Genomic DNA, 11830 nt, shown 5'->3' on the forward strand with positions numbered 1-11830 from the left:
AATGCGGATGAAATCAAATCTCTATTTAAGAATTTTAGCCGATCGCGTCGCGGAGAGCATTTTTAGTCATAGCTGCGATCGACTGTTCAGAAGCCTTCGGCAAATGATAGTATTTTCCGCCAGAAGTCTTAGCCAACTCCTTCGCAAAACCAGTCGAAATAAACTTACTCTCAGTATCAATCACCAGCAACTGCATTCCCAACCCGCGAATTTTGGCAGCAATTTCCAACAATTCCTTCTTAATATCCGGCTTTTCGCCATCTAAAATCGGTTCACCCAAAGAACGAGCCAAAGGAATATTACCGCGTCCGTCAGTAATCGCAACAATCGCCACTTGACCAATATCTCCAGACTGCCGCGCGTTAACTCCCACGCGCACCGCCTGCGTCAAACCGTGGGCGAGGGGCGAACCACCGCCGCAGGGCAACCGCTCCAAACGCTTGCGGGCTAAGGCTATCGAGCGAGTCGGCGGTAGCAATACCTCTGCTTGTTCTCCACGAAACGGAATCAGCGCAACTTGGTCACGACTTTGATAAGCTTCCGTGAGTAACTGCATGACTGCACCTTTCGCCGACTGCATCCGATTGAGAGCCATCGAACCCGAAGCATCCACGACAAAGACGACTAAAGCTCCAGCTTTTCTCGCCAAGCGCTTCGCCCGAATATCTCCCTGTTCCACAAATACGCGCTTTTCTCGATTTGGGCTGGAACTCGCCGTGGGTTCCTGGTCTGAATTCCTTTGGCGGCGGGCTTTTTGGTAGGGTGCGGCGGCGCGGAGAGTCGCGTCAACGGCGATGCGCCGGACGGGGCCTTTGGGCAACATTGGCTTGACGTAACGGCCTCTATCTTCGGAGAAAATGGTGCTTCGGCTGCCGGATTTGCCTTGGCGGTTGGCGGATTGGGCGAAGAATAGCACGTCGGGGTCGAGAATTACGCCTTCGGGGTCGAACAGAAATTCTTCGGGAATGGTATCTTTTTCTGGTTCTTCTTCAGGCTCCGGTTTGTCTTCATCCTCTTGGTCTTCTTCGTCTTCTTGTTCGTTTTCGGGTTCGTCTTGTTCTTGTTCTGACTGCTTTTGTGGCGGTGGCGGCGGGGGAGGAGGAGGTGAGTTTTCGTCTGGGGGAGTTTGGATGACGGTGGCGCGGGGTACGATGACTAATTCTACGGCGCGGCGCAGGTCTTCGGCGTTAACTTCTGTGCGTCCCTCAATGGCGGCGCAGGCTTTGGCGACGCGGACTGCGAATATTTCGGCGCGGTGTCCCTGAACTACGCCACGGATAGCTTCTTCGACTAGGTAGGCAATTTGTTCGCGGCTGATGGTGACATCTTTGAGCCATTCTCTGGCGAGGATGATTTGGGTTTTGAGGTTGTCGGTATCTTCGCTGTATTGGTTGAGGAATTCTTGGGGGGAGCTGGAGTAGGATAAAGCTTGTTCTACTGCATAGACTCTTTCTTCTAGTTGGAGTGCTGCGTCGGCGGAAAGGACGATCGCGATGCGATCGAGTAAATGTTCTCTCAACGGCCCTTCTTCAGGGTTGTAGGTGGCGATGAATAGAGGTTTGCAAGGGTGTTGGAAGCTGATGCCTTCGCGCTCTATTTGGTTGCGCCCTTCGGTTAATACTGTGAGTAATTGGTTGGAAATATTGTCATCAAGGAGGTTAATTTCGTCTACATAAAGTACGCCTCGATTTGCTTGGGCTAAGAGTCCTGCTTGAAATACAGTTTGACCAAATCTTACAGATTGTTCGACATCGACGGAACCTAAGAGTCTGTCTTCGGTGACACCCAAAGGAATTTGAATGAATGGTGTGGGAATTATTTCTGTATTTGGGGAATTAGTATCGGTGTGGGCATCTTGCCCGCTTGCTTCTGCTAACTCTTGCCCGCTTGTTTCTGCTAACTCTTGCCCGCTTGTTTCTGCTAACTCTTGCCCGCTTTCTTCTAATAAAGAAGATGTGTTTTCTACAAAAATTTCATCTGGTTCGGCGTTGCAAAAAGAGTCTTTAACAATTTCAATTGGTGGGAGTAGGGAATGCAAGGCGCGGGCCATTACTGATTTTGCTGTACCGCGGCGGCCTGCGATCGCAACTCCTCCCAATCCGGGATCGACTGCTGCTAATAGTAGGGCTAATTTGATGGCTTCTTGCCCGACTACGGCGGTGAGGGGAAAGGCTGTGGTGGAAGGGCTAAGGTTGGCTGCGGGCATAGGATTTTGGGCTGTAAAAATTTGAACTTAATGTTTAGTTTACTGGTTGAAGGATTTTGACTTCTAGGGGCAGAATCACGGTAAAAGTTGAGCCGACTCCGATTTCTGATTCTAGCTCGATTTTGCCTTGTAGCAGTGTCACGAGCCGCGATACTATGGCTAATCCCAGGCCGGTGCTCTCGGTAGGAAATTTGTGTCTGCTAGGTTCTCCTGCTTGAAAGAAGGCGTCAAAGATGCGATTTTGATCTGTGGGGGCAATGCCAATACCAGTATCTGTAATTGCGATCGCCCAATGTTCTGCCCCAGCTTGACGGCAGTGTAATTCGATGCTACCGGATTCTGTATAGCGAATGGCATTACTCAGCAGGTTGGTGACAATTTGTTGCAGCCGCTGTCCGTCGGCGACTACTTGTTTTGGGGCGCAGTCGCTGGTAACTGCGAGCTTTAGTCCTTTAGCATCAGCCATTGGCTGCATCATTTCTACTACGGTGTTAATTATAGATTGTACATTAGTTTGCCGCAGGTTAAGTTTAATTTTTCCGGCGTCGGCGCGAGAAAGTTCTAGGGCGTCGTTAATCAGGCGCAGCAACTGTCTGCCGTTGCGCAATACTCGCTCGATGTGTTCGATGCCGGGGAGGGTATCTTTGATTTCCGATTGCCATTTTTCTTGGCGCAAAAACAGTTCGGAATAACCGATAATTGAGTTGAGGGGAGTTTTGAGTTCGTGAGCTAAATGGTAGACGTTTTCTTGATTGACGCTGACGAGGCGATTCAGTTCTTGATTTGTGAGTTGTAACTGAGTTTGGATTTGTTGAAGTTCCCGCAGCCTCTGAGCGACGTAGCTATTCAAACACTGAGCAATTGCTTCATCTACTACGGCATCTATGAGCCGAAAAGCTCTGAATACTTCGGCGGTGGTTCCTGCTAGCAATTCTGCTTCTAATTGGGAGAATATTACTTGACGCAATAAGTGGTATTCCCGGGCTACTTCTGCAGCGTCGTAGCCTTGTTCTGCTCTGAGAAATCCGTGATCTAAACTGGCTTCAATTATTACTATTATTTCGCTGTTTTGATATTGGGAAAGCACTGTGGCCATCGCGGCCAACAGGTGAGGTATGTGATCCTCTATTGCTGAGTGCGTTAAGGCGTCAGCACTTTCAATTTTTCTGTCCTGACGTACTGCTGCAATCCAGTTTTTGACGATAGTATCGGTTTTGTCGGCGAGCACTTGGCTGTAGTCCATGATGTCTGCGTGGGGGTTGAGTTTGGCAGATGTTGCCCATGCTTCATTGTAGTTGAGCGATCGCCCGATCGACATACCAAACTTCGGGCGATCGCAACCCTGCCAAAAGAAGTAGTTTTGAGGTAATTTTTTCAGGAGTGCCGGATCTCTGTCGAGCGGTTGATCCCAGCTTGTCAATGCCAAAAATAGCACTTAAACTTATTGACATAATAGCCATAAAGTAGTATAATCCCTCAAACCGAGAGTTGGGAATTTTTAAGTTTTAATTTTGTCAGGGGACTCAATGGAAAACGTGCAAGCTGCGATCGCTGTGGCAACATTTATCGGTGTAGTTTTCTTAATAATTACAGAATGGATACACCTCACAATTGCGGCATTCCTGGGAGCGCTGATTCTGGTGTTTACCCACGTGATGACGTTAAAGGATGCGATCGAATATATCGATCGCAGTCACGGAACGCTGGGCTTATTTTTCGGAGTGATGGTCATGGTGAGAGCCTTTGAGCCGACCAAAGTATTCGATTATTTGGCAACTAAAATGGTGTTGTTGGCTAAAGGCAAAGGCAAAAATCTCTTGCTGGGAATTGTCGCAATTACAACACCTATTTGTGCAGTTTTACCCAATGCCACAACAGTCATGTTGCTAGCACCGTTAATTCCGCCAATAGCTCAAGAAATCGGGGTAGATTTTGTACCATTACTGATTTTAATGGTATTTGTAGCTAACAGTTCTGGATTGCTGACGATCGTGGGAGATCCGGCGACATTCATTGTCGGCGATGCGATTAACATGAGTTTTGCAGATTACCTAACTCAATTAAGTTTGGGCGGGGCGATATCAGTAGCAGCTTTAGTAGCTATATTACCTTGGCTGTTTCCCGAAATTTGGCGAAAAAAATTAGACAATTTGAATAATTTGCCACAGCCAACAATCAATCACCCGCGAATTTTAGTAGTGGGCGGCTTAATCACAGCTTTCGTGCTGGTATTTTTTGTAGTAGGAGAGTCTCTGCCAATACCAATTTCACCGGCGGCGGTTGCTTTGTTGGGCGCTGGTTTGGCAATGCTTTTAGCTCACCATTCCAAAATAGATACTGTTAACAATATTTTGCGGGATTTAGATTGGAGCACGCTGTTATTTTTTATGTCATTTTTTGTGCTAATTGGCGGTTTAGAAAAAACCGGAGTCATTGGCAGTATGTCAGGATTTTTAGCAGTTGTTTTAGGTGAAAATATTTTTCTGGGTTCTTTAGGTTTGTTATTTTTTGTGGGTTTGATGTCAAGCGTAGTGCCAAATATTCCGTTGGTAGTGGCGATGGTGCCGCTGTTAAAACAGTATGTGGTGAATGTCGGCCTCGCACCGACAGAAGTGCTGAATCCAGATTTTGCAGGCCAGTTTCCACCTGCTGTACTACCGCTGTTTTATGCGATGATGTACGGGGCAAATTTAGGCGGAAACGGCACTTTGATAGGAGCTTCTTCTAATGTAGTGGCTGCGGGAATTTCGGAGCAGTACGGACGGCGGATTTCTTTTCAAACTTTTCTGCGTTACGGGCTTCCGGTGATGGCGGTGCAATTGGTGGTGGCTGCTGTTTATGTAACTATTCGGTTTTTGATTTGAAGAAGTCATTAGTCATTAGTCATTAGACCTCTTGCAAAATAATTTTATGATATAATGGAAAGTTTTGCTTTACTGGATTGAATCCAAAGTCTTAACTTATTTTTACTCTTGCCTTGCTAGAAACAGGATAAAATACTAGAAACTTATATTGGTTGTTGCACAATCAGTAAATCATGAAAAATCAATCTTATCTAAACTTGACATCTCATCAATTTAAACGTAGATTTGGTGTCAAAATTGAAACTTTAAAAGTAATGGTTAAAGCCTTGGAAGAATTCAGGTCAGAAAATCATAAAGACAGAAGAGGGCGTGGGACTATCCTAACTCTTGAAGAACAGGTCTTAGTCGCATTGGAATATTGGCGAGAATATCGAACATATTTTCATATTGCGACAAATTGGGGAGTATCTGAATCAACTATTTGCCGAATTGTAATTGACATCGAATCAACTTTAATGAAAACGGGAAAATTCCGTCTGCCTGGGAAAAAAGCATTACTCAAAAACTCTGATTATCCAGCAGTCGTGGCGATCGATGTCACAGAAACAGCTATTGAACGACCCAAAAAAAACAGAAAAAATATTATTCAGGCAAGAAGAAATGTCATACCCTCAAAACTCAATTGGTCATTAATCAAGAGACAGGAGCAATTATTTGCACTGCTTTTGGGCAAGGACATTGCCACGATTTTAGCTTGTTTAAAAAAAGTAAAATCCATTTTCATCCCGAAACAGATAGCCTACAAGATAGTGGGTATCAAGGCATAAAAGATGATCATTCCAATAGTTATATTCCTAGAAAGAAACCTAAAAATGGGAAACTTTCTCTCTTAGAAAAAGACTACAATCGAGCTCTAGCACAAGAAAGAATTGTTATTGAACACGTTAACCGGAGTCTAAAAATTTTTAAAATCTTGTCGAGTCGTTATCGGAATCGTCGCCGCCGTTATGCAAAGCGTTGTAATTTGTTATCAGCAATTTATAATTATGAGTTAGCTCTAGGGGGATTAAATTGAAAACTTTCTATTATAGCATAGATTTTTTTTGCAAGAGGTCTATTAGCCTTGTCAACGAGCATCTAGCAATGGTAAACTTAACAGCAGCAGCCGATAAATATCCCGATCAAATTTCAGGGGGCATGAAACAGCGAGTGGGGATTGCGCGAGCTCTGGCACTTCGCCCGAAGATGTTATTAATGGACGAACCGTTTGGAGCGCTGGATGCTCTGACTCGTGGCAAGTTGCAGAAACAGGTGCTGGATATCTGGGAAAAGCACAGACAAGCTGCAATGATGATTACTCACGATGTGGATGAAGCTATCTATATGTCCGATCGCATTGTGTTGATGACAAACGGCCCGGCGGCGACAATCGGCGAGATTTTGGCAGTACCGTTTGCCCATCCGCGCGATCGCCAGGAGTTGCGCGAATCTCAGGAGTATTACGAACTGCGAAACTATGCTTTGAATTTTCTCGATCGCCACTTTACCCAAGACGAATAACACCCGACGAACAGACAAAATAATTCACTTAAGAGAGGTCAAGCCTGTGAATCTCAAAACCATTTTAGCGCGTTTTGAAAGTGCATTGGGATACCAAAACTTAGCGGAAGAAATGGTGTTGCTGCCGGAGCCAAAAGTGCCAATTTCTAAGAATTCTAAATCTACAAAATCGGCAAAAGCTATCAATTTTATTGTCGGTTACAACAGTTCTCCCAAAAGTCAAACAGCTCTCGATATTACCCTTTGGATTGCGCATCAAACCCGTTTAGTAACAACCAAAGAAGTCACGGTGCAAGTCGTCTACGTGCTCGACGAAGCGCCCAACAGTTACGGCGAAGATACTTGCAATTTTGCTTCGGGAAATCTCTGGGCTGCCAAGCCACAACAATCGGATTTAGAGGAAATATCTGCCCTGAAATGTGCGGCGCCTGCGATCGCTTTACCTCCAGCCGAAATCCAATCGGTATCCCAGCGGACAACCTGGATCGATCCGCCTTATTTGCGAGCAATTTTTGGTCAAGATAATGAGTACGAAGTAGCAGATAAGTTGCTGTGGCAAGCGCGCTGTTTAGCTGAGGAATGGCGCGGTTTATTCAAAGCTCATTTACGCATCGGGCGGGTTGCTACAGAATTGAAAAATGTGGTAGAACTAGAATCTGCAAATTTACTATTTTTGGGCTGCAATTCTGGTAATCACCCCTTGGTTAGACAACTAGGCAAGAATTTTCCCTGTTGCGTGTTGGGAATTCCTGCGGCACTCAGCTATCCGATGGATTTGGGGCCGGAAGAAAGTTTAAGCAAGTTGCAGTTCGCTACAGCTATGCCTGCACGTTAAACTGGTTAGAACTTACGCAAAACTACTATTATGTAGGGTGCGCAGTGCGCACCCTACGACTTTATGTAGCGCGTCAGACTATTTTTTTGCTTTAGTCATATCTTGATCAAGAATTAAAAAGAGTTTCATCTATCAAAGTTCCAATTATGAGACAATTGGAACTTTTTTTTGATTATTGAGATGTTTAAAATTAGAATTAAGGAAAATTATCGGCACTTACCTGACCATAGAAAGTTCGTTCACCAATTTTATCCTACCCCGGCACACAGAGCGCAGGAGGCGATCGATCGAGCGTTTGTCATCCTCAGTCAAAGTTTCGTCAAAAATAGCTGCCAGCAAACCGTAGCGATCGGCTAAAGTAATGTAGCCAGTATGATTCACTTCGGCAAACAGCTCGCCCAAAGCAGATGGAATCAGGTTGACAGGAGTTTGCATAGAGATTGACTCTCAACTTGACGATCGCGCGATCGATCGTTTCTGCGGTAACAGAGAGCGATCGCACTTTCATAGTTTCTACGTATATTCCATTAAAAGATGTGACAGCCAACAGCAAAAACTTGTGATAATAAACAGCCAAATGTGTGAACTAAATCACATTCAATATTTGCGAATCATGCCTAAATCTGTAGGGTGTGTCGCCATAAAAAATCCCTGACTTGCATATCTACAATCTCACAGCGACGCACCTGCACTACAGCAAGCAACAGTGTAAACAAACCCAATACTTTCTTGGTAGCATTAATTTGTGCTAAAGATTGTAAATCGGCACTGCTTCGACTGGTTCAGCCAACTCAAACTTAAACACCCGGGAATAGAAATAGAATTCGCCATCAAGAGTTCTTTTGATATTTTCAGCGCGGCGAAAACCGTGCTGTTCCCCTTCATAAGCAACGTAAGCAACCGGCAAACCCTTAGCCTTCAATATCTCCACCATCATCTCCGCTTGATTGGGTGGCACAACTTTATCCTCCAATCCTTGAAAGAAGATCACAGGACAAGATAAACGTTCAGCAGAATGAATGGGAGAACGAGCGACATACAAATCTTTGCGTCCAGGATAAGGCCCGATCAATCCATCCAGATAGCGCGCTTCAAACTTATGAGTATCAGTTGCCAAAGCTTCCAAATCACTAACTCCATAATAGCTCGCACCAGCCTTAAAAACATCACGGAAAGTCAGAGCGCACAGAGTCGTATATCCCCCTGCACTGCCTCCAGCAATCGCCATTTTTTCGCCATCAACCAAACCCTTTTCGGCTAAATATTTAGCACCGTTAGCGCAGTCATCAACATCAACAATCCCCCAACTATCTTGCAGTCTTCTGCGATATTCTCTGCCATAACCAGTGCTACCGCCGTAGTTGACATCAAGGACAGCAAAACCGCGACTCGTCCAATATTGAATTTTCAAACTCATGCTACTAGAAGTAGCAGCAGTGGGGCCGCCGTGGCTTTTCACAACTAACGGCGGTTTTTCACCCGCAGGTGCTGCGAAATCTTGATTTTTCGGAGGATAGAAGAAGCCGAAAGCAGTCAAACCGTTTTCTGTGGGAAATTCCAGCGGTTCCGGTACGGAAAGATAACCAGACTCGATGCGTAAATCGCTAGATTTGCGCAATATTTCTAGTTGACTTGTGGCTAAATTGAGTTGTACAATAGCAGTAGATTCAGTCGGTGAACCTGCCAGAAAAATAACTGTTTCTTCCCGCGCTGTGACTGACGAAATATCAGTGTAAGGTGTCTGAATATTTGTCAACTGCTTGGTTGCTAAATCGAGACTTGCCAAATGCCACTTACCTTGCTGAGTGTAGGTGCAAATAATTTTGCTCTCCGAGACAACAGCATAGGTAGACATTCCAAAAACCCATTGGGGAAGACCGAACTCAGCGGACATTTCGCAGAGAGGTTCGATTTCTTGGGGATTGAGGGAAGTTCTAGATTGCCAGCGGTAGAAATTCCACCAATTCGACTTATCGGAAACAAAATACAAAACTCCATCGGTTGACCATTCCGGCTGAAAAATCGACTCATCAACTGCGCCAGCAACTAAGTTTTTTTCGCCTAAAGAACCATCAGCATTAATTTCTGCTACCCACAATTCTGTGCCATCCCACGGCATATTTGGATGGTTCCAACAAATCCAGGAAAGTTGAGAACCGTCAGGACTCAAACGCGGGGAAGCATAAAAATCATTGCCCTGAGTTAAGATTTGAATATCTGCGCCGTCATCTAAATTAATGCTGACAATGGTATTGACACATTCGCTTTCACCTGAATGGTCTTCGCGCACGCAAATTAGGCGATTTCTTTGATTGTCAATAATGACATCTGCGTAGCGAGAATTAGTAGCCGGTGTCAGAGGTTCTGGTTGAGTATCTAATGTTTGAGAGTAAATGCGCTGGTCTGCAAAATGAGAGAAATAGATAGTGCCGCTAGCAACTGCAAAGGAAGCGCCGCCGTATTCGTGAACGCGAGTGCGAACGTTAAAAGGTGCGGGTGTTACGTCACTGATTTTACCGTCGGGAGTGCGCCGCACAATGACGCTTCTCCCTGCTTCTGAGGGTCTTCCTTCTACCCAGTAAATATCATCGCCGTCAATGGCAATTTGTCCGAGTCCGACAGTTCCTGAAACAATTAAATCTGAGGTAATGGGAGATTTCCAAGAGCCGTAAGGTGATATGGTATTCATATAGTTGAGACAGTTGTGTTTGATGCACAAATAAATTTATATTTGTATTTTACAGGAATTCAGTCTCTGGGGAAGCAGAATGTCCAAAAAACTTGTAGAGTGGAAGGGCGAAGCATTCCGGCAAACAATTTATTAGGATCGCGAATTAAATAATTTACACAAGTTTGTGGGGTGGGCGGGAGAGCCCGCCCTTTCTGGACGGGCGAGACGCCCATCCCACAAAAACAAAAGTATAAGTTATTAAATTTTCATTCCTTAGTGAGAACCAGAGGTTTACTGCCGGAATGCTTCGCCCCTACAAATATATTGGGGGGAAAATTAGATGAAATTATTTTCAAAAAAATTCTGGATTGTTGCCTCTGTTTTGTATTTTTTAAGTATTCTCAGTATTATGCTGATAGCAGATATGGGAAAATTAGTTAACTTTCCTCTTGCTCATCCGCCTTATGACAAACTCGGACACTTTATTTTGTACGGTATTGCCTCTTTTTTGTGCCATCGAGCGACGGGGAAAAAAATGATGCGTTTATTTAATTATCCAATTCCTTTCGGGCCGGCAATTTTTACTGTGTTTACTGCTGCGGAAGAAACGCTGCAAGCTATTTTACCGAATCGTACTGCTAGTATTGAAGATTTTTTATTTAGTTTTGCCGGGATTGCGGTTTTTTATTGGGTTGGAGAAGTTTGGGATAGAAAAAAAGGGAATTGAGAGAAACTGCCATACCAGATTTTGAGGGAGAATCGTCAATTAGGGTGTGGTTTGCGGTACGCACCCTAATTGAGTTACTTTGTCATGCTTTAATCACTCGTTCGAGTGAATTTGCTTCTTGAGTTTTGCCTTGCTTTTTCAATAAATCTCTGGCTTTTTTAAATAACTCTACTGCATCTGATATTTTATCTTGTGCGTAGAGGACTTGCCCAAACATATAATGAAATTCTGGGACGTTCGGTTTGAGGCGAATTGCGGTTTGAAAATTGGGAACTGCTTCTGCTAGTTTGTTTTGATTGGCTAGAAGGCTGCCTAAGTTGGCGTAAGCTTCGGCTAAATTGGGGTCGATTTGAATTGCTCTGCGAAAGGCGGCTTCTGCACCTTCTCTATCTTGTTGTGCAGCCAAACTTAAGCCTTGCTGAAAATATTCGTTGGCTCCTGTATTTTGAACTAAGATATTTTTTACAGGTAATTCTGCCCGCACTGGCAAAGAAATGTTTGCGGCACAAACTAAAGCTACTGTCAACAAGCTGGTGGTGGCCGTTACACCTAAAAATCGATTGTTTTTGTATTTGCTTAATATTGGCAATCAACCTTATTTTTCAAGCTAGAAAATGTTGGTTAGAGGGTTTAATCAGTCTCTTCTAAAAATGTTTGTACTCGACCGTTCGGTCTCAAAACCACTCGGATTTTTGGAATTTTTCCGTTGGAAACGGGAGAAACAAAGGGCTCGCCGACTAAGGGCATATTAACTTGTTCGATATTATCGGATGCTGCTTTTCCCATCGGTACAATAGTTTGAATTGAGCCGTTCTCATCGATTTGCACGCTGTATTCCAAGGTTTGTTCCATGCCTTCTGGTGGCTTCCAGCGTTCTTCAAAGTAGGTTCTAGCTTCTGAAACTTGAGGAATTGTATCAAATAAAGTGCGGTTTTTGGGGCTGGCGGTAGCCTGGTTGTTGTCAGACTCGGCTGGCGGTTTAGCGTCCTCAAGGGGTGGAAATTCGCTGGCGGGGGGGTAAATCGGC

General features: G+C 44.6%; 10 protein-coding genes and 2 pseudogenes. 6 read left to right on the top strand and 6 right to left on the bottom strand.

Annotated elements, in window-relative coordinates; all coding sequences use genetic code 11:
- Positions 1–34: 34 nt before the first annotated feature.
- Together bchD and K4039_RS22505 are read right to left on the bottom strand one after the other, a co-directional pair.
- Entirely contained in the window at positions 35–2206 is a 2172-nt protein-coding gene (gene bchD, locus K4039_RS22500; RefSeq protein ID WP_265238715.1) for a magnesium chelatase ATPase subunit D, read from the bottom strand.
- A gap of 34 nt (positions 2207–2240) precedes the next feature.
- Positions 2241–3641 (bottom strand): HAMP domain-containing sensor histidine kinase, encoded by a 1401-nt coding sequence (locus tag K4039_RS22505; RefSeq protein WP_321161642.1) that lies wholly within the window; start codon positions 3639–3641, stop codon positions 2241–2243.
- A gap of 91 nt (positions 3642–3732) precedes the next feature.
- Here K4039_RS22505 and K4039_RS22510 point away from each other — a divergent pair, with 91 nt between their 5' ends.
- The 4 genes and pseudogenes from K4039_RS22510 to K4039_RS22525 all read left to right on the top strand — a co-directional run bounded on the left by K4039_RS22510 (position 3733) and on the right by K4039_RS22525 (position 7405).
- Positions 3733–5070 (top strand): ArsB/NhaD family transporter, encoded by a 1338-nt coding sequence (locus K4039_RS22510; RefSeq protein WP_265238716.1) that lies wholly within the window; start codon positions 3733–3735, stop codon positions 5068–5070.
- A 173-nt stretch (positions 5071–5243) separates the two neighbouring features.
- Positions 5244–6085 (top strand): IS5 family transposase gene (locus tag K4039_RS22515; protein ID WP_265238719.1). Its coding sequence is split into 2 segments (ribosomal slippage): positions 5244–5634 and positions 5634–6085, totalling 843 coding nucleotides; the frame shifts between segments, so codons are not numbered across the junction.
- A 41-nt stretch (positions 6086–6126) separates the two neighbouring features.
- A pseudogene (locus tag K4039_RS22520) lies at positions 6127–6570 on the top strand (ATP-binding cassette domain-containing protein); the annotation flags it as partial.
- Between the two features lie 46 nt (positions 6571–6616).
- Complete coding sequence (locus tag K4039_RS22525) at positions 6617–7405, top strand: universal stress protein (protein WP_265238721.1); 789 nt, start codon at positions 6617–6619, stop codon at positions 7403–7405.
- A 216-nt stretch (positions 7406–7621) separates the two neighbouring features.
- Here K4039_RS22525 and K4039_RS22530 read toward each other — a convergent pair whose 3' ends face one another.
- Positions 7622–7840, bottom strand: a complete 219-nt coding sequence (locus K4039_RS22530; protein WP_265238723.1) for a hypothetical protein — start codon at positions 7838–7840, stop codon at positions 7622–7624.
- Positions 7841–7845: 5 nt separating this feature from the next.
- Between K4039_RS22530 and K4039_RS22535 the strand changes: the two genes are divergently transcribed.
- Positions 7846–7968 carry a hypothetical protein gene (locus K4039_RS22535; RefSeq protein WP_265238725.1) on the top strand — a complete coding sequence of 41 codons (123 nt, stop codon included), beginning with the start codon at positions 7846–7848 and terminating at the stop codon, positions 7966–7968.
- Positions 7969–8153: 185 nt separating this feature from the next.
- On the opposite strand, the gene K4039_RS22540 is transcribed toward K4039_RS22535, so the two are convergent.
- A complete protein-coding gene (locus K4039_RS22540) occupies positions 8154–10094 on the bottom strand; it encodes a S9 family peptidase (protein ID WP_265238726.1) in 1941 nt (646 codons plus the stop codon).
- 322 nt (positions 10095–10416) lie between these two features.
- On the opposite strand from K4039_RS22540, the gene K4039_RS22545 reads away from it, so the two are divergent.
- Complete coding sequence (locus K4039_RS22545) at positions 10417–10803, top strand: VanZ family protein (RefSeq protein WP_265238728.1); 387 nt, start codon at positions 10417–10419, stop codon at positions 10801–10803.
- Positions 10804–10885: 82 nt separating this feature from the next.
- Here the strand turns inward: K4039_RS22545 and K4039_RS22550 are convergent, their stop codons facing one another.
- Together K4039_RS22550 and K4039_RS22555 are read right to left on the bottom strand one after the other, a co-directional pair.
- Entirely contained in the window at positions 10886–11392 is a 507-nt protein-coding gene (locus K4039_RS22550) for a tetratricopeptide repeat protein (RefSeq protein WP_265238730.1), read from the bottom strand.
- A 41-nt stretch (positions 11393–11433) separates the two neighbouring features.
- A pseudogene (locus tag K4039_RS22555) lies at positions 11434–11830 on the bottom strand (hypothetical protein); the annotation flags it as partial.

The organism is Lyngbya sp. CCAP 1446/10 (assembly GCF_026130175.1).
Lineage (GTDB): Bacteria > Cyanobacteriota > Cyanobacteriia > Cyanobacteriales > Microcoleaceae > Microcoleus.

Coding starts and splice junctions, on each gene's coding strand:
- bchD (WP_265238715.1), bottom strand. CDS start 2,206: ATGCCCGCAGCCAACCTTAGCCCTTCCACCACAGCCTTTCCCCTCACC.
- K4039_RS22510 (WP_265238716.1), top strand. CDS start 3,733: ATGGAAAACGTGCAAGCTGCGATCGCTGTGGCAACATTTATCGGTGTA.
- K4039_RS22530 (WP_265238723.1), bottom strand. CDS start 7,840: ATGCAAACTCCTGTCAACCTGATTCCATCTGCTTTGGGCGAGCTGTTT.
- K4039_RS22540 (WP_265238726.1), bottom strand. CDS start 10,094: ATGAATACCATATCACCTTACGGCTCTTGGAAATCTCCCATTACCTCA.
- K4039_RS22545 (WP_265238728.1), top strand. CDS start 10,417: ATGAAATTATTTTCAAAAAAATTCTGGATTGTTGCCTCTGTTTTGTAT.